This window comes from Actinopolymorpha cephalotaxi, from assembly GCF_013408535.1.
Lineage (GTDB): Bacteria > Actinomycetota > Actinomycetes > Propionibacteriales > Actinopolymorphaceae > Actinopolymorpha > Actinopolymorpha cephalotaxi.
In genome coordinates this window covers 6,665,748-6,683,672 of record NZ_JACBZA010000001.1, presented here as the reverse complement: position 1 = coordinate 6,683,672, position 17,925 = coordinate 6,665,748, and the positions used below count along the sequence as shown (strand labels likewise).

15 protein-coding genes are annotated in these 17,925 nt (G+C 72.6%); 8 read left to right on the top strand and 7 right to left on the bottom strand.

The window, feature by feature from the left end; all coding sequences use genetic code 11:
* Window positions 1-63: 63 nt before the first annotated feature.
* A complete protein-coding gene (locus FHR37_RS29900; protein ID WP_092886051.1) occupies window positions 64-747 on the bottom strand; it encodes a Type 1 glutamine amidotransferase-like domain-containing protein in 684 nt (227 codons plus the stop codon).
* A gap of 179 nt (window positions 748-926) precedes the next feature.
* A complete protein-coding gene (locus FHR37_RS31085; RefSeq protein WP_202818256.1) occupies window positions 927-1,457 on the bottom strand; it encodes a hypothetical protein in 531 nt (176 codons plus the stop codon).
* Between the two features lie 389 nt (window positions 1,458-1,846).
* Between FHR37_RS31085 and fdhA the strand changes: the two genes are divergently transcribed.
* Both fdhA and FHR37_RS29885 read left to right on the top strand, forming a co-directional pair.
* Window positions 1,847-3,109, top strand: a complete 1,263-nt coding sequence (gene fdhA, locus FHR37_RS29890) for a formaldehyde dehydrogenase, glutathione-independent (protein WP_092886050.1) — start codon at window positions 1,847-1,849, stop codon at window positions 3,107-3,109.
* Window positions 3,110-3,276: 167 nt separating this feature from the next.
* Entirely contained in the window at window positions 3,277-4,953 is a 1,677-nt protein-coding gene (locus tag FHR37_RS29885; RefSeq protein ID WP_092886297.1) for a carboxylesterase/lipase family protein, read from the top strand.
* Between the two features lie 4 nt (window positions 4,954-4,957).
* Here FHR37_RS29885 and FHR37_RS29880 read toward each other — a convergent pair whose 3' ends face one another.
* Window positions 4,958-6,046, bottom strand: coding sequence for a phosphotransferase family protein (locus FHR37_RS29880; RefSeq protein ID WP_175542669.1), 1,089 nt, complete (start codon window positions 6,044-6,046; stop codon window positions 4,958-4,960).
* A 172-nt stretch (window positions 6,047-6,218) separates the two neighbouring features.
* On the opposite strand from FHR37_RS29880, the gene FHR37_RS29875 reads away from it, so the two are divergent.
* From FHR37_RS29875 to FHR37_RS29865, 3 genes are read left to right on the top strand one after another with little or no spacing between them, the layout of a single operon-like run.
* Window positions 6,219-7,541, top strand: a complete 1,323-nt coding sequence (locus FHR37_RS29875) for a sensor histidine kinase (RefSeq protein WP_092886047.1) — start codon at window positions 6,219-6,221, stop codon at window positions 7,539-7,541.
* A gap of 16 nt (window positions 7,542-7,557) precedes the next feature.
* Complete coding sequence (locus tag FHR37_RS29870) at window positions 7,558-8,196, top strand: response regulator (RefSeq protein WP_092886045.1); 639 nt, start codon at window positions 7,558-7,560, stop codon at window positions 8,194-8,196.
* A 19-nt stretch (window positions 8,197-8,215) separates the two neighbouring features.
* Window positions 8,216-8,545: a hypothetical protein gene (locus FHR37_RS29865; protein WP_175542668.1), complete on the top strand. Its 330-nt coding sequence runs from the start codon at window positions 8,216-8,218 to the stop codon at window positions 8,543-8,545.
* A gap of 19 nt (window positions 8,546-8,564) precedes the next feature.
* Here FHR37_RS29865 and FHR37_RS29860 read toward each other — a convergent pair whose 3' ends face one another.
* Entirely contained in the window at window positions 8,565-9,617 is a 1,053-nt protein-coding gene (locus tag FHR37_RS29860) for a zinc-binding dehydrogenase (RefSeq protein ID WP_175542667.1), read from the bottom strand.
* 112 nt (window positions 9,618-9,729) lie between these two features.
* Here FHR37_RS29860 and FHR37_RS33380 point away from each other — a divergent pair, with 112 nt between their 5' ends.
* Entirely contained in the window at window positions 9,730-10,953 is a 1,224-nt protein-coding gene (locus FHR37_RS33380; RefSeq protein WP_175542666.1) for a GNAT family N-acetyltransferase, read from the top strand.
* A 46-nt stretch (window positions 10,954-10,999) separates the two neighbouring features.
* Here the strand turns inward: FHR37_RS33380 and FHR37_RS29850 are convergent, their stop codons facing one another.
* Window positions 11,000-11,992: an alpha/beta fold hydrolase gene (locus tag FHR37_RS29850; protein WP_139239085.1), complete on the bottom strand. Its 993-nt coding sequence runs from the start codon at window positions 11,990-11,992 to the stop codon at window positions 11,000-11,002.
* Between the two features lie 225 nt (window positions 11,993-12,217).
* Window positions 12,218-13,168 carry a 1,4-dihydroxy-2-naphthoyl-CoA synthase gene (locus tag FHR37_RS29845; RefSeq protein WP_092886035.1) on the bottom strand — a complete coding sequence of 317 codons (951 nt, stop codon included), beginning with the start codon at window positions 13,166-13,168 and terminating at the stop codon, window positions 12,218-12,220.
* A 297-nt stretch (window positions 13,169-13,465) separates the two neighbouring features.
* Between FHR37_RS29845 and FHR37_RS29840 the strand changes: the two genes are divergently transcribed.
* Together FHR37_RS29840 and secD are read left to right on the top strand one after the other, a co-directional pair.
* A complete protein-coding gene (locus FHR37_RS29840) occupies window positions 13,466-14,065 on the top strand; it encodes a hypothetical protein (protein WP_092886033.1) in 600 nt (199 codons plus the stop codon).
* An 84-nt stretch (window positions 14,066-14,149) separates the two neighbouring features.
* Window positions 14,150-16,549 (top strand): protein translocase subunit SecD, encoded by a 2,400-nt coding sequence (gene secD / locus FHR37_RS29835; RefSeq protein ID WP_092886031.1) that lies wholly within the window; start codon window positions 14,150-14,152, stop codon window positions 16,547-16,549.
* Window positions 16,550-16,613: 64 nt separating this feature from the next.
* On the opposite strand, the gene FHR37_RS29830 is transcribed toward secD, so the two are convergent.
* Window positions 16,614-17,915 (bottom strand): NADPH:quinone reductase, encoded by a 1,302-nt coding sequence (locus FHR37_RS29830; protein ID WP_237768960.1) that lies wholly within the window; start codon window positions 17,913-17,915, stop codon window positions 16,614-16,616.
* Between the last annotated feature and the right edge of the window lie 10 nt (window positions 17,916-17,925).

Sequence of the window (17,925 nt, the reverse complement as noted above, 5' to 3'; positions counted from 1 at the left end):
TCCTCCCCACCCTCTGTGTGCGTCCTGGGTGCGGCCTCCTGGATCGGGCCTCCTGGATCCGGCCTACTGTGCGGCCAGGGCGGGAAGGTGTTTCCACTGCCCTTCCGACACGACCTCGACGGTGCCGTCGACCACCGTGACGGCCGTCTCGTCGTCCATGACGTACGCCGGACCAGAGATGCCGGCCGCCCATGCCTCCGCCTCGGCCATGGAGTTGCCCGGCATGCCGTCGGGAGCCAGGTGCGGGCAGATCGAGAAGTCGACGAGGCCCAACGTGGATTCGTCACCGTTCGGTGGCCGCCACTGGATGAAGTCCTCCCCGACCTCGGGGGTCATCACCATGCTCCCGGCGCTCAGGCCGACCCAGACCGTGTCGGTCAGCGACGGGAGCAGGTCCGCCAGCCCGGACTGCCGCATCCAGTGGCACAGGTAAAGGACGTCACCGCCGGCCACCAGCAGGACGTCGGTCTCGCGGACCAGCGGCACCCAGCGCTCCTCGTCGAGGCTGGGCAGCGCGGTGAGCTCCAGCACGCCGACGGACTTCCAGCCCAGGTCGACCATGGGGTTCGTGGAGTTCCCGCTGATGAACTGCCACGCCCTGGTCCCAGGGCCGACCGAGGGGTGCCCGTACATCGCAGTGGGGATGCACAGGGCGGTCGACTCGGCGATCGGCTTGCCCAGTAGATCGACGAGCGCCTCACGGATGGTGCTGTTCGTGACGCCACCGGAGGTGAGAAGAAGCTTCAAGACGCCTCCCGATTCGAGTGCGACGGTGCGGTTCCGACGTAGGTGGTCCCGACGTGAGACGCGGGTCCACGGCCGAAACGTACCGTTGCCGAACGGAGGACACCACCGTGACGTGAGCGAGGGTGGGGGAGATCGGTGGCCTCCCCCACCCTCGTCCAGGTCCCATGCTCTCGGCAGGGCTACGCGTTGTTCCGGATCCAGATCTGCGGGCTGCAGTAGCCGGTGTTGACGGGGCAGGACTGCAGCCGAAGGCCGCTTCCGTACCCGCCGAGGATGTTCTTCGAGCTGTCCTCGTAGAAGTCCTTGTTGCAGTAGCCCCAGCCGATGTGGGTGTTCGTGCACTCCCCGGAACGCCACTTGTGCCAGCCGGTGCTGTTCCTGAGCCAGTTCTCCCAGCGGGCGTCCCCCGCGGTGCTCTGCACCCAGATCACGTCACCGTGCCGCTTGAAGCACACCTTGGACCCACGTCCGGTCACGCACTCGCCGCTCGCGAACGAGGGAGGGGTGCCGGCCTTCGCCTGGTCGAGCTCGTACGCCGCCGGGTGCACGAGGCTCGCCGGCGTACTCGCCTGGCTGGTGGTGGCCTGACTGGTGGTGGCGCCGGGAGCGCCGGTGGAAAGGCTGGTGGCGTGGGCCGCCGGCGCTGCGGCCAGGGCTCCGAACGCCGCGACCGCCGCGACCGCGGCGACCGCCAGTGTGAAGGTCTTCATCGGACTGTTCCCCTCGTGAATGTACGGCTTGTGGATGTACGGTTCTTCGCATTCCGCGCGCACACTGAGGACGCCGCCGACGCACCCGATGTGACGCCCGGACTGACGGTGGCGGCGATTCGGGGAGGAAGGGACCAGCGGACTCCGAGCGGCGTACGGCCTGCCGCCGCGGGAGTACCGCCGGCTGACCCTGGCCGCCACAGCGCGCCCGGAGGGTCCTTCGGGGTCCCCCGAAAGACCCGCGCCGGAGCGACCGTGGTCCGCGGTCTCCTCTCACGGGGGTTGACCCGCGCCTCCGGGGCCCGACCCGGACTACAGTCGAAAGTCCGGAGAGCCGTCCCACCGCCGGTGGTCTGCTGGGTGCCGCCACCTGACCTGGGGAGGCAGCCATGCCGGGCAACGGCAACGTCGGTACCGCGGAAACCGCGCAGAACAAGGCAGTCGAGTACATCGGACCGGGCAAGGTCGAGGTCCGCACCATCGACTTTCCGGCACTGGAGTTGCGCCCCGGTCCGGGCGTACCACCGCGAAACGCCGGGCGGCTGTGCCCGCACGGTGTGATCCTCAAGGTCGTCGCGACCAACATCTGCGGCTCCGACCAGCACATGGTGCGCGGGCGGACCACGGCACCGGCCGGACTGGTCCTCGGCCACGAGATCACCGGGCAGGTGGTGGAGAAGGGCCGGGACGTGGAGTACGTCGACGTCGGCGACCTGGTGTCGGTGCCGTTCAACATCGCCTGCGGCCGGTGCCGCATGTGCAAGGAGGGCAACACCCACGTCTGCCTGAACGTCAACCCCGAACGCCCTGGCGGTGCGTACGGCTATGTCGACATGGGCGGCTGGGTAGGCGGGCAGGCCGACTACGTCATGTCGCCGTACGCCGACTGGAACCTGCTGAGGTTCCCCGACCGCGACCAGGCGATGGACAAGATCCTCGACCTTGCGATGCTGGCCGACATCTTCCCGACCGGCTACCACGGCTGCCACACGGCCGGGGTGACGTCGGGGTCGACGGTCTACATCGCCGGTGCCGGGCCGGTGGGGCTCGCCGCCGCGGCCTCGGCGTACCTGCTCGGCGCGGCCGTCGTCATCGTCGGCGACATGAACACGCGCAGGCTGGAACAGGCACGCAGCTTCGGCTGCGAGACGGTCGACCTCACCGAGGACGCCACCCTCGCCGACCAGATCGAGCAGATCCTCGGTGTGCCCGAGGTGGACGCCGCGGTCGACTGCGTGGGCTTCGAGGCCAAGGGGTCGGGTGAGGAGGGCCCGACCGAGCAACCGGCGACGGTACTGAACTCGATCATGGAGGTCACCCGCGCGGCAGGCAAACTCGGCATCCCCGGTCTCTACGTCACCGACGACCCCGGCGCGAGCGAGGAGGCCGCCAGGCACGGCAGCCTGTCCATCCGGATCGGCCAGGGCTGGGCGAAGGCGCACCAGTTCAGCACCGGGCAGTGCCCGGTGATGCGCTACAACCGAGGGCTGATGGAGGCGATCCTGCACGACCGGGTCCAGATCGCGAAGGCGGTGAACGCGACGGTCCTCCCGTTGGAGGAGGCGCCGAACGGCTACGAGGACTTCGACCGGGGGGAGGCGAAGAAGTTCGTCCTCGACCCGCACGGGATGCTCGCCGGCAAGACGCCGTGAGCCTCCCGGACCGCCGTCCGGCGTACCGGCGACGCACTTTCGTAGGGCTCACCCGCACCCATCGCCGCTGGTGAGGGTGCCGGCTCGCTCGCTGTAATCACTGTGGGCCCGTTCCCCGACGGGGGACGGGCCGGAGCCCACATCCCTTACAGCGAAGCGAGATGAGCATGCGCAAGCGAATCGGTGCGTCGGCGGCGGTCGCCGTCGCCGCCCTCACGGTGAGCCTGGCGAGCCTGCTGGGAGGTCCGGCCCTCGCCGCCGGTCCACCCGCTGATTCGGGTGGCACGACCGGCCCACCGAGCACGCCCGCCGGCCCGGTCGTACGGACCGACCGCGGCCTCGTCGCGGGCACCGCGACCGCGGACTACCGCCGCTTCCAGGGCATCCCGTACGCCGCACCGCCGACCGGCAGGCTGCGGTGGACGAACCCGCGCCCGGCCGCCCACTGGAAGGGCGTCCGGCCCGCCACCGAGCCGGGCAGCCCGTGCCCGCAGACCGCCGGCGAGGTGCCCGGCGGCAGCACCACCGAGGACTGCCTCTACCTCAACGTCACCAGCCCCACCTCCGCCCGCCCGGCGACCAACAGAAGGCGTCCGGTCGTGGTGTGGGTGCACGGCGGCGGGTTCACCTCCGGCGCGGGCAGCAGCTACGACGCCCGCCGGATGGCGGTCCGCGGCGACGTCGTGGTGGTCACCGTCAACTACCGGCTGGGCGTCTTCGGATACTTCGCCCTGCCCGGGCTGCGCGGCGGCGGCGACTTCGGCCTGCAGGACCAGCTCGCCGCGCTGCGCTGGGTACGCCGCAACATCGCGTCCTTCGGCGGGGACCCGCACAACGTCACGCTGGCCGGTGAGTCCGCCGGCGGGATGAGCACGTGTGCGTTCCTGACCGCTCCGGCGGCCGCGGGCCTGTTCCAGAAGGGGATCATGCAGAGCGGCTCGTGCCTGCTGGAGTGGCCGGAGAACACCTGGTACCCCGGCATGCCCGCGTTCGCGCCGTACGCACCGCTGACGGAGGTCGAGGAGTTCGGCCACGAGACCGCCGCCGACCTGCACTGCTCCGACCCGCACTCCGCGCTCGCGCTGGCCTGTCTGCGCAGGGTCGAGCCGGAGAGGCTGCTCGGGGTCGACCAGCCCTACAACATGCCGGCGTACGGCACCCCGCTCCTCCCCCGCGACCCCGCCGAGGCCCTGCGCACCGGGCACTTCCGCAGGCTGCCGGTCATCTCCGGCGGCAACCGCGACGAGGGCGCCGGCAACGCGGCCGTGCTGCAGACCAACCAGCCGCTGACCGAAAAGGCGTACCTCGACCTGCTCACCGGCACGTTCGGCGCGGACGCCGGACCGAAGGTCGCCGCGCACTATCCGGTCGCGGCGTTCGGCACCCCGGCACAGGCGTGGGCGGCGGTCAGCTCCGACCGGCCGTGGGCCTGCCCGACGCTGCGGGGCAACCAGCTGCTGGCGAGGAGGACCACGACGTACGCCTACGAGTTCGCCGACCGGACCGCCCCGGACCTGGGTGCTCCGCCGCCGCCGAACTTCCGGCTGGGCGCCGCGCACGCCTTCGACCTGCCGTACGTCTTCGACTTCAGCGGGTACGGCCTGCGGCTCGACCCGGCGCAGCAGCGACTGTCGGACCGGATGGTCGGCTACTGGACGAACTTCGCCACCACGGGGAACCCGAACGGGCCCGGGCTGCCGGCCTGGCGGGCGTTCGGGCCGGAGGACACGGTGGCGCCCGCGCTGGCCACGCAGTCCGACGGCGGTGTGCGGCCGGTCGACCTCGCCGCCCGGCACCAGTGCGGCTTCTGGTCGGGATTGGCCGTACATCCCAGCGCTGGTTGACCGATCACGTCCTGCCCGCGTCCTCACCGACGGGAGTACGCGGGAACAGGTCCGCGACGCCGCCGAGTCCGCCCACCACGGCCCGCGCGCCGAGGGCGGACACGGCGGCGGCCTCCTCGCCGGTGAGGTACGCGGCGGGCGACTTGCCGTGCACCCGGGCGAGCAGCAGCGCGCCGGTGTGCCGGACCACCGCCTCCTCGTCCACGGCCAGGCCGCCGGCCGCCGCGTAGGCCGTACGGAACGCCTCCGCGCAGCGCGCCAGCCGCGCCGTGATGTCCAGGCCGTCGGCCAGGTCGGCAAGGTGGACGCCCTTCATCACCAGGTGGTGCAGCATGAACGCGACGTCGAACACCGGGTTGCCGGCGTGCGCCACCTCGTGGTCGAGCACCCACAGGCCGCCGGCCGCACCTGCCGGGTCGACCAGCACGTTCTTCGGGGAGAAGTCGCCGTGCACCAGGCAGCGCGGCCGGGTGAGGAGCTCGTCCAGGCAGCCGAGCACGGCGGCGGCGAGGTCGGGTCGGCGGGCCGCGACCGTGCGGTGGTAGGGGTTGCCGCGCAGTTCCACGAACATCGTCAGGTCGCCGTACGCCGCGAGCCGTTCGCCCACGACCGGCTCGGCGGTGGCGGCGTGCCAGGCGCCCAGCACCCGCCCGAGCGTCGCCCCGGCGGCGACGTCGACCACCCCGGCCAGCAGCGCCTTCCGCCACTCGGTCCACCCGGGCGGCGCAGCGGTCATGGTGAGGACGAAGCCGTCCGGGTCGTAGTCGACCAGCCGGGGCAGGTGGGCCGGGGTCAGCTCGCCGTACCAGCGCAGCGCCGCCGCCTCCACCCCGGCGCGTTCGACCCGGGCGGGCCACTCGTCGGCCACCGCCAGGAAGGGCAACGGCTGCTTGACGACGTACGTCCGTACGCCGGTCGGTCCGGTCCCACCGTCCGCACCCTCCGCGCCGTCTGCCCGGTCCGGGTCCGCGATCACCAGGAACGTCGCCCCGCTCACCCCGCCGGACAGCACCGAGGCCGTCGCCGGGACCTTCGGGGCGAGCACTCCCCGGTCACGCAGGTAGGCCACCACGGTGTCCTCGCTCAGCCGCACGCCGAACCGCCTCCAACGGGTACAGGAACCACAAGGATCCTCGAAGATCCGCGGAGGCCCGCGGAGGGGCCGCAGGGGTCCACGAAGATCCAGAGGGTGGGGACATCCCCACCAGCGAACCAGGAGTCCGCCGGATGGAGAAGCCCGTGCACCGGCCCGTACTGTCCCTGACATGACCAGCGCAACCCCCGACCTGGCCCGCACCGGGCAGGCCGAGACCGGCCGCCGTGGCTACTGGCACCGGCTCGGCAGCCGTTCGATCTACGTCCTGTTGGGTTTTCCGCTGGCGATCGTGCGGTTCGTGGTGCTGATCGTGTTGTTCCTGCTCGGTGTCGGAACGGCCGTCACCTTCCTCGGGCTGCCGGTACTGGCCGGGACGATGAAGGTCGCCCGCGGCTTCGCGTCCGTCGACCGGGCCCGGCTGTCGCGGGTGCAGGGCTGGCCGGCCCGGCGTCCGGCGTACGTCGGCGGGCATCCCCACACCCGGGTCGGCCGGATGCTCGCGCCGCTGCGGCAGGCGCAGTCCTGGGCGGACTGGGGGCACGGCCTCCTCGGCCTCTTCCCGGCCGTTCTGGGGTTCGCGTTCACGCTGACCTGGTGGGTGGCGACGGTGACCGGCGTCACCGCGTTCGGCTACGTCTGGATCCTGGCCCGGATCCCCGGCTACCAGGGGCTCGGCAGCCAACTCGGCATCAGCGACAGGTGGCAGTTCGACGCCACGCTGATCACCGTGGCCGGGTTGATCTTCCTGTTCACCCTCCCGGCGGTGGTCCGGGGATGTGCCGAACTCGAGGCCGCACTGGCCCGCGCCATGCTGACCAGCGATCGGGTGGCCGACCTGCACGGCCAGGTGTCCGACCTGACCCAGAGCCGAGACGCCGCGGTCTCCGCCGAGGCCCAGGCGCTGCGCCGGCTGGAACGCGACATCCACGACGGGCCGCAGCAGCGGCTGGTCCGGCTGGCGATGGACCTGTCCTCCGCGCAACGCCGGCTGGCCAAGGACCCCTCGACCGTGCAGCCGATGCTGGCCGAGGCGATCACCGCGACCCGGGAGACGCTGGAGGAGCTACGCGCGCTGTCGCGCGGGATCGCCCCGCCGATCCTCGCCGACCGCGGGCTGCGGGCCGCACTGGCCGCGGTCGCCGGGCGGTCCACGGTGCCGGTCGACCTCGCCGTCGACGTACCCGACGGCGAGCACCTGCCGCTGATGGTGGAGAACACCGCGTACTTCGTGGTCGCAGAGGCGCTCGCCAACGTGGCCAAGCACAGTGCCGCCACCCGGTGCACGGTCGAGGTGCGGCGTACCGGCACCAACGTCCAGGTCATCGTCGGCGACAACGGCGTCGGTGGCGCGCACACCGCCAAGGGGCACGGCCTGGCCGGACTCACCGAACGTGTGCGCGGCGTGGGAGGCTTGCTCGCGGTGACCAGCCCGGTCGGCGGGCCGACCGTTCTCACCGCCGAACTCCCGTGGAACAGCTCGCAGAACGCCTGAGGCGAAGGGACCTGTCGTGCGTGTGGTGATCGCGGAGGACTCCGTACTCCTGCGGGAAGGACTCGTCCGGCTGCTCGAGGAGGCCGACCACACGGTGGTCGCCGCCGTGGGCGACGGGCCTGCCCTGGTGGACGCCGTGGTCGCGCACGAGCCGGACGTGTCCGTGGTCGACGTCCGCATGCCGCCCACGCACACCGACGAGGGGCTGCGGGCGGCGATCGAGGTGCGCCGGAGGCTGCCGGGTGCGCCGGTGCTGGTGCTGTCGCAGTACGTCGAGGAGTCCTACGCCGCCGACCTGGTGGCCGACCGGGTGGGCGCGGTGGGCTACCTCCTCAAGGACCGCGTGGTCGACGTGGACGAGTTCCTGGACGGCCTGGCCCGGGTCGCGGCCGGCGGCACCGTCCTGGACCCGGACGTGGTGGCCCAGCTGCTGGTCGCCCGGCGCGACCCGCTGGCCTCGCTGACACCGCGCGAACGCGAGGTGCTCGCGCTGATGGCCGAGGGCCGGACGAACACCGCGATCTGTCAACGGCTCGTTGTCAGCGAAGGCGCGGTGGAGAAGCACATCGGCAACATCTTCGCCAAGCTCGGCCTGGCGCCGTCGCTGTCCGACCACCGCCGGGTGATGGCCGTCCTCGCCTACCTCCGCCCCTGACCGCACCGCTGGACCATCCGTGATCGAGTTCGTTGAGGTCCGTGGCCGGGCCGGGCGGCTGATTCCGGTGCCGTCGCGGCTACCCCGGCTGCCGGCGGCGAAGACGCTCGCCCGAATCACGCTGCCGCTGCACCTGAACTGGTCCGAGCCGGGTCTGACGTACGACCTCGCGGACAGGGGCCAACGTGCCCGGGTCTACGAGATCGTGCTGCGCGAAGGCTCCGCGGAGGACATCCTCGCCTACGTCGATGGTGCACTACTCCTCGACCTGTGGCCCGAGCTGGTACTGCCACCCGACGTCGCCGGGGCATGGGCACCACTGATCGAACGCTCCGCGCCTTCGACCTGAAGGCCTTTGTCCGGGTAGGTCAGGCAGGTTGGCCGTTCGGGAGGACGATGACCTTCAGGTGCGCGGCGGGCTCGTGGTGCAGCGCCTCGAACCCGTGCGTCACCACCTGGTCCAGGCCTATCCGGTCGGTGATGAGCGGGCGTACGTCGACCTTGCGGGACTCCAGCAGCCCGATCGCCTCGGGGAAGTCGACGTCGTAGGTGTGCGACAGCGAGGCGATGAGTTCCTTCTCGCCGAGCAGGAACGAGATGAGGTTCAGGTCGAGGGTGTCGCCGCTGACGCCGACCAGGACCGTCCGGCCGCCCTTGCGGGTCCACTTCACGGCACTGCGTACGGCCGCGAGCTTGCCGCCCGCCTCGTACACCACGTCCGGACCGACGCCGTCGGTCAGCTCCTTCAGCGCGTCCTCGGCGTCGTCGGGGGCGACCGCCCGGTCCGCACCGAGGCGTTCGGCGAGCGCGCGGCGTTCGGCCACCGGCTCCACCACGACGACACGTTCGGCACCGCGCAGCCGGGCAACCTGGGCGACCAGCAGCCCGATCGTGCCGCCGCCGACGACGGCGACCGTCGAGCCGGGTTCGAGCCGTGAACGCCGCACCGCGCGCACGGCCACCGAGGTGGGTTCGGTGGCCGCGGCCTCCTCGGGGGTGATCGCGTCGGAGTACGGCAGGCAGATGCGCGCGGGTGCCAGCATCTCCTCGGCCAGTCCCCCGTCGGCGCCCTGGCCGGTCGACCGCAGGCTCACGCACAGGGCGTAGTCGCCGCGCCGGCACCAGAAGCACTCACCGCAGAACAGGTGGCCCTCGACCGCCACCCTCTGGCCCACCGGCAGGTCCACGCCGGGTCCGGCCTCGACGACCACTCCGGCGGACTCGTGGCCCATGGTCAGCGGCTCCCGCTCGGCCAGCGGCGGCTCCTCGGACCGGCGGGCGTTCAGGTAGACCTCGAGGTCGGTGCCGCAGATCCCGGCCGCCTCGACCTTCAGCCGCACCCAGCCGGGCGGAGGGCTGCCGAGCGCGGGAACGTCCTCGATCCGCAGGTCCTGCCGGCCGTACATCCTCGCGGCGCGCATCGGTCTCCTTCGCGGGTGGTGATCCTCGTCCCGCATCGTATCCAGCGGAATTTTCGTGGTCGCAACACTGACCGGCCCCGGCCCGAAACATTCGACCAGCACTCTGGCAGCGGTGGCAGTGCGTACAGGCGTACCGAGGGGGACGATCGTGACGTTGTGGCAGGTGCGGACCCGGGTCCGCGACATTCCCGGCAAGCTGGCCCAGCTCGCCACGGCACTGGGTGCCGTGCGCGGCAACGTCGTCGGCATCGACGTCCACGGCTGCGATCTCGAGCACGTGCACGACGACCTGTTCGTGGACGTCCCCGAGACGATCGGCGCGGACCGCCTCGCCCAGGTGCTCGCGGGTGCCGACGGTACGGACGTTATGGACGGCCAAGGCGGCCCGGACAGTGCCGAGCCGGTACGTCTTCGCCGCGCACGGGCGCAGGAACTCGTCGACGGCCCCAGCCAGGCGCTCACCCTGGCGGCCCGGCTGGTCGAGGATCCCGCCGCCCTGCCCGGACTGCTGTGCCGCCTCGTCGGTGCCGACAGCGCCGAGGACGCGGAACTGTGCGGGCAGCCGCTGCCGGACTCCCCGCACCACCTGGTGGTCGGCCGGCCCGGCCGGCGCGGCCACGTGATCGTCCACCGGGAGTGGGCGCCCTTCACCTGGATCGAACGCGCCCGCGTCGACCGGCTGGTCGACGTCGCCGCCGCCATGGCCCGCCGGCAGGCGGACGCCGTCGACCGGATGGTGCTGCCGGACGGCTCCCGGCTGCGGATCCGGCTCGGTGGACCCGAGGACGCCGGTCACGTCGCCGACCTGCTGGCCCGGTGCAGCCGGTCGGCGCGCGAGGCGAGGTTCGTGGCCGACGACGGTGAGCGGCTGCCCGCACGCTGGCTGGACCGCCTCGCGGCGCCCCCGGAGGGCTTCTCGCTGCTGGCGTTCGCGGAGTCCGGTGAGTTGGTCGGCATGGCCCAGTGCCTGCCGCAGGACCAGACACTGGGCCGGGCCCGGGTGCACGAGGTCGGACTGCTGGTCGAGGACGGCTGGCAACGACGTGGCATCGGGACGCTGCTCGTGCGCGGCCTGGCCCGCCGCGCGCTCGCCGACGGCGTGACCGAACTCGTCGCCGTCGGCACGGCCGCGCAGACGGGCCGGGCGGGCACGGAGCGGTTGTTCGCGCGGGCCGGGCTGCCGGTCCTGACGCGGTACGCCGACGGCGTGTGGGAGGCACGCGCCCGGCTGCGGAGCAACGACCGGGACGAACCCGTCTCCGCAGGCGACCTGCACAGCGCGGTCCTGCGCGGTGAGGCCGCGGTGCGCGCGTGGGCACGGTCGACGGCCCGGTGAGTCCTGGCAGGTCCTGGCAGCAAGTCCTGGGCCGCGCTCTCGGCGCTCAGCCGGCCCGGTGCCCTCGCCGCCGGGTCCGTGGCACCGGATGCCGGGCGGTCAGGAACTCCAGCAGCACCCGGTTGAACGCCCGCGGGTTGTCCAGGTTGGCGAGGTAGCCGGCCCTGTCCAGCACCTCGTACTCCGCCCGCGGGTCCCGGTCGAGCCACCGTTTCGCCTGCCGGCCGAGCCGGCTCGTCCGGTCGAACTCACCTCGTACGAGCAGCAGCGGCTGGTCGATGCGGTAGTCGGGCTCGGGGTGCGCAGAGGTCACTCCCGCCCGCCACACCTGTGTCAACCGCGACTTGTCAAGGTGCTCCATCGCCGTGTAGGCGTGGGTCTGCGTCGCCGCGTCGACCCCGGCCGCGCGGGCGGCCTCGTGCCGGATACGGGCGTCCGACCGCGACGCGAAGGCGAGCGACGCGAGCTTCGCCCACCGGTGCGCCGGCACGGTCCGGAACATCGCCCCCAAACGCGGCGGCAGGGTGAGGCAACCGGCGGCGACGACGACCAGCCCGGCCACCCGTTCCGGGCGCAGGAACGCGGCCTCCTGGGCCACCTGGCCGCCGAGGGAGTGGCCGACAAGAGCGAGTTGACGGTGCGCGCGGAGTCGATCCGCCAACTCCAGCAGGGCTTCGGCCAGTCCGCGTACCGTCAGGTTCTCCCTGACGACAGGGGTGGGATACGTCCGCACGTGGTCGATCGGCACGGACTCGACCGGGACGGACACGTCGGGTACGGCATCGGGCGACGGCGCAGATTCCTTACGTGCAAGGAGTTTCCGCCAGCGGGCATGGCGATCACCCGGCCGCGGCGACGGCAACTCCCACGTCAGCGTGCGGTATCCGGCGGCCCACAGCTCCGGCAGCTGCGGATCCCACATCCGGTGGTCCAGCCACCGGCCCGCGCCCAGAACGACGACAGGGCCGTCCCCCGGGCCCGCCATCCGGTAACGAAGAGCAGAGCCCGCGCGTTCGAAGACGCCTGCGGCTTCCTGCACAGGGCAGCGCCTCCCCCGGACGGCTCGAGCCCACGCAGCGACCACTCCGCAACGGATCCAGGGTGACCACGTTGTCCGCCCCGGATCCTTGTGAACCACGCTAGGCCGACCGGGGGATCGGCACGCCAAAAACACCGCTGCCACGGGTCCTGCGAACGCAGAGGCCAACGACACAACGCGGCGGAGCTGACGGACGTCCGGAAAGGACTCAGTAATAGAAGGGGCTCAGTAATAGAAAGGAAAATCGGACCAGTCGGGCGAACGCTTCTCCAGGAACGCGTCCCGGCCCTCCTGCGCCTCTTCGGTCATGTAGGCCAATCTGGTCGCCTCACCGGCGAACAGCTGCTGGCCCACCAGTCCGTCGTCGACGGCGTTGAAGGCGTACTTCAGCATTCGCAGCGCGGTGGGGCTCTTGCCGTTGATCTCCCGCGCCCAGGTGAGGGCCTCGCGTTCGAGGTCGGCGTGCGGGACGACGGCGTTCACCATGCCCATCCGGTGCGCCTCCTCCGCGTCGTAGGCCCGGCCGGTGAAGAAGATCTCCCGGGCGAACTTCTGCCCGACCTGGCGGGCGAGGTAGGCCGAGCCGAACCCGCCGTCGAAGCTGGCCACGTCGGCGTCGGTCTGCTTGAACCTCGCGTGCTCGCGGCTGGCCAGGGTGAGGTCGGCGACGACGTGCAGGCTGTGCCCGCCGCCCGCGGCCCAGCCGGGTACGACGCAGACCACGATCTTGGGCATGAACCTGATCAGCCGCTGCACCTCGAGGATGTGCAGCCGGCCCAGCCGCGCCCGGTCGGCCGTCCCCCCGGCGGCGTCGCCGGTCCCGTCCGCGTACTGGTAGCCCGAGCGGCCCCGGATCCGCTGGTCACCGCCGGAGCAGAACGCCCAGCCGCCGTCCTTGGGCGAGGGGCCGTTGCCGGTCAGCAGCACGCACCCCACGTCCGGGGTGGTGCGGGCATGGTCGAGCGCGCGGTAGAGCTCGTCGACGGTGTGCGGCCGGAACGCGTTGCGGACCTCCGGCCGATGGAACGCGATCCGGACCGTCCCCTGGTCCAGCGCCCGGTGGTAGGTCACGTCGGTGAGGTCGTCGAACCCGTCGACCGGCTTCCACGCCGCCGGGTCGAACAGCTCCGACACCCGGTCACCTCCGGCAACCGATCCCGCAGACCCCACCGCCATGCCTACCGCCTCTCGCTCCGCGTCCCTTGCGTCGATCGTGCCACCGCCCCGACGCGGCACGGACGTCGCCCGCCGGACGAGCGTCGCCGGGCCGCACGGGAGAGCGTGCCCTTCCCACCCATGCCTAGACTGGCCACTTCCCGGGGACGCTGGTCCGCAGCCGGTGCCGAAAGCCGCGGGCCGGCCGAACCACCACGCATCACCCCGTACCACCACCCTCACCACAACCCGAACCGCCGACCGACCGCACCGCCGACACCCGTACCGCCGACCGACCCCGACCGGAGGGACCCTGCCGTGGCGCGCACGTCGACCGCCGTGTCGCGTACGGGGCCGCCCGCCGGCCGGACGCCACCCGCCGGGCTCCGGCGGACCTGCGCCGTCCTGGTGGGGCTGCTCCTGTCCGGTGCCGTCTGTGCCGGCCTGCTCGCCGGTGGCGCACCCGCCGCGGCGAACCTCCACCGCGCGGTCAGCACCGCGAGCGGCCAGGCGAGCGGGTCGCCGGCGACCGAACAGCGCCAGCGCACCCCCTCCCGCCGTACACAGCAGTCGCAGTCGCAGTCGGCCACCCGAGCCGACCGCACCGCCCAGGCACGCCGCGCGGTCCCCCCAGCCCGCGCCGCGCGGCACACCCAGCCGGTGGCTCAGGTCACCCGCACCCCGCACGGCATCACCGCCAAGTCGGTCGGCGGCGACCGGGCCCCGCCCACCGCCGGTCGCGGGAGCGCGCACGCCCCGGGTGCGGCTCACCCGGCGACCTGGGCCGTCACCGCCGAACGCCCCGACCCGTACGTCCGGGCGGGCCACACCTCCACCGACGGTGACCGCACCGGTCACGCGCCGGCCGCCCTCGGCGGCACCGGCGTCCGGGCTCCACCGGGACCGCACGCAGCCTGATCCGCGACCACCGCACCGACCAGCCGGTGCGGCCTCGCGCGCAGGCGTCCGCGTCCTGTCCCGTCACCTCGTCTCGGAGCCATCGTGTCCGGAGATTCCACGCCCGAACGCCCATCCGCGTCCGCACGCTCGTCGGCGCGCGCCCGCTCGTCCACCTCCAGGAACAGACCCGCGTCCAAACCGTCGAGGTCCCGCGCTCCACTCGTCCGCGCCCTGCTGACGTTCGGCGTCCTCGCCCTCGCGTTGTACTTCGCCATCAGCACGCCGGCCCGGCTCGGCCTGGACCTGCGCGGCGGTACCCAGATCGTCCTGGAGACCCGGGACAGCCCCACCGCCAAGGCCAACGCCGAGTCCACCGACCGTGCCCTGCAGGTCCTCAACCGCCGGGTGGACGCGCTCGGCGTCTCCGAGCCCAACCTGACCCGGTCCGGTGAGCGCCGGATCATCGTCGAACTGCCCGGCGTCCAGGACCCGCGCGAGGCCGAGCAGGTCATCGGCCGTACGGCACAACTGACGTTCCACCCGGTGATCGGCGTCGCACAGCCGGGGGAGAAGCCCAAGACCGGCGAACGGATCCTCGGCGACGAGAGCGGCCAGCGGCTGCGCCTCGGCCCGTCGGCGCTGACCGGTGAGGGCGTGAAGGACGCCGCCGGCGCGACCGACCCGCAGCAGGGAACGGGCTGGTTCGTCACGATCGACTTCAACGGCAAGGGCGGCGGCGCCTGGAAGGACGTCACCGGCAAGGCCGCCTGCGCCCAGCCGGGCGACCCGACCCGGCGGGTCGCGATCGTGCTGGACAACAAGGTGATCTCCTCACCGCAGGTCGACCCGAGCGTCGGCTGCAACGTCGGCATCGGCGGGGGAAGCACCCAGATCACCGGCGACTTCGACCAGGCCTCGGCCCAGGAACTCGCCGTGCTGATCAAGGGCGGCGCCCTCCCGGTGCCGGTCGAGATCATCGAGCAGCGCACCGTCGGCCCGACGCTCGGCGCGGAGGCGATCGAGGCGAGCGCGAAGGCCGCGGCGATCGGCCTGGCCCTCACCGGCCTGTTCATCATCCTCGTCTACCGGCTGATGGGCGCGCTGGCCACGTTCGCGCTGGCCTGCTACGCGCTGATCTCGTACGCCATCCTGGTCGCGCTCGGCGCCACCCTGACCCTGCCCGGCCTGGCCGGGTTCGTCCTCGCCATCGGCATGGCGATCGACGCGAACGTGCTGGTGTTCGAACGCGCCCGGGAGGAGTACGCCGCCAACCAGCAGAAGGGCCTGTCCACCGCCCTGTCCCGCGGCTACAAGGGCGCGTGGTCGGCGATCATCGACTCCAACGTCACCACGTTGCTGGCGGCCGGCCTGCTGTTCTTCCTGGCCTCCGGGCCGGTACGCGGCTTCGGTGTCACGTTGTCGATCGGTGTCCTCGCCTCGATGGTGTCGGCGCTGATCGTGGCGCGGCTGTTCACCGACTGGGCGGTCAAGCGCACGTTCGTGCGCAACCGCCCGGCCATCACCGGGCTCGCCTCGATCGGGCGGGTCCGCACCTGGCTGATCGAGCGCAACCCCGACCTGATGAAGCGGGGCCGGCTGTGGCTCGCGCTCAGCGCCCTGGTGGTCATCGTGGCCGGTGCCGGGATCGTGGTCCGCGGCCTGGACTACGGCGTGGAGTTCACCGGCGGACGGCTGGTGGAGTACTCCACCAGCAAGCCGGTCGACGTCGACGCCGCCCGGCAGGCCGTCACCGACGCGGGCTTCCCGCGCGCGGTGGTGCAGGAGTCCAGCGGGGACAACATCACCGTCCGTACCGCCAAACTCAGCACCGACCAGGCACTGGAGATCCAGCAGGCCCTCGGCGAGCTGGGCGGCAAGGTCAGCAAGGAACGCGACGAGCTGATCGGTCCGAGCCTCGGCAACGAGCTGCGGCTGAAGGCGCTGATCGCGCTCGGGGTGGCGCTGCTGGCGCAGATGGCCTATCTCGCGATCCGGTTCCGCTGGACGTTCGGCGTCGCCGCGATGCTCGCGATGTTCCACGACATCGTGATCGTGACCGGGTTGTTCGCCTGGCTGGGCAAACCGATCGACGGGGTGTTCCTCGCCGCGGCGCTCACCATCGTCGGCCTGTCGGTGAACGACACCGTGGTGGTGTTCGACCGTATCCGCGAGCTGTGGGCCGGCAACCCGAAGACGCCGTTCGCTCGCAGCGCCAACCTCGCGGTGCTGCAGACGGTGCCGCGGACGGTGAACACCGGGCTGGGTGCGATGTTCATCCTGGCCGCGCTGGCCATCCTGGGCGGGGAGTCGCTCACCGACTTCGCGGTCGCGTTGCTGGTGGGGCTGTTCGTCGGCACGTACTCCTCCACCTTCGCCGCGACGCCGCTGGCGGTGGAGCTGCAGGCGAGGAGCGGGACCGGACCGCCGCGGGCCCGTACGAAGTCGCCGGAGACGGCGGCGCGCAAGCGTGCGCAGCGGTCGGGTACGGGCGCCGTCGTGTAGGCGGCCCGGCTTCCCTTTGCTGGTGAGGGGATCCTGGTGCCGGGCCTGACCGTGCAGCAGCTGGTCAGGTCCGCGGCACCAGGATCACCCGGCCGCGCACGCGGTGCTCGACGAGCTGGTGTGCCCGGGCGGCCTGGTCCAGCGGGAGCACCTCGCCGATCCGTACGTCGAGGCGCCCCTCGGCGAGGTGGGCGCCGACCACCCGGGCCGCGTCGGCCAGCTCGGCGGCCGGCGCGGTGGTGATCACGAATCCCAGCAGGCGCTGCGACTTCAGGTAGAACGGCTGGACCGGCAGCGCCGAAGGCTCGGGCCGCCCGGCGACCAGCACCGCCGCGCCCCGGTCGGCAAGCACCTCCACCGCGAGCTCCAGGTCGATTCGCCCGGAGGTGTCGAACCACACCGTCGCACCACCGGGCGCCTCCGCGGCCAGCCGGTCGTGCAGGTCCTCCACGCGGTAGTCGACAACGGCGGCCGCGCCGTGGTTGCGGCACCAGGTCGCGTCCTCGGTCCGGGCCAGGGCGACCACCCGGGCACCGGCGAACGCGGCGAGTTGGCTGACGCAGCTTCCGACGTTCCCGGCGGCTCCGCCGACCACCACCGTGTCGCCGGGGCCGACGCCGCCGACGTGCCGGAACAGCCCGAGGTACGCGGTGACCGCCGGGTGGAACACCGCCACCGACCGGACCGGGTCCAGCCCGTCCGGCAGCGGGTAGAGCCGGTCGACCGGGACGACGGCGTACTCGGCCGCCGCGCCCTGCCGTCCGGCGTACCCCAGTCCGTTCGTCCACACCCGCTGCCCCGGGGCGAACGCGTCCGCCGCGACGCCGCACGCCTCGACCACGCCCACCAGGTCGCGGCCGACCACGAACGGGAACCCCGGCAGCGGGGTCCGGTAGCGACCGGAACGAATGTAGGTGTCCACCGGGTTGACCGCCACCGCCTCCACCCGGACCAGCACCTCGTCCGGCGCCGGGGCGGGTACGACGAGTTCGCCCACCCGGATGTCCTCGGCCGGGCCGAGCCGGTCGACGTACGCCGCGCGCATCGTGACCGGTACGCCGTTCGGGTGCCCGCCGCGTCGGGCGTCGAGGTGGCCGGGTGGGTCGGGTGGATCGTCACCAGGCGGGTCGTCACCAGGCGGGTCGAGCAGGTCGCCACCGGGCGGGTCTTCACCAGGTGCGTCGTTGCCGGGCGGGTCGGGAGGATCGGGCGGATCGTCGCCGGACGGGTCCGGTGGATCGTCACCGGGTGGGTCGGGCGGGTAGGGCTCCTGCCGATACTCACCGCGCGGGTCGGGGCGCACCGGACCGCTCGCGGCGGGCCCGCCGTCCTCCCCGCCCGGACCCAGCAGGCTGCGCCCCGTCACCGGGTCCGCC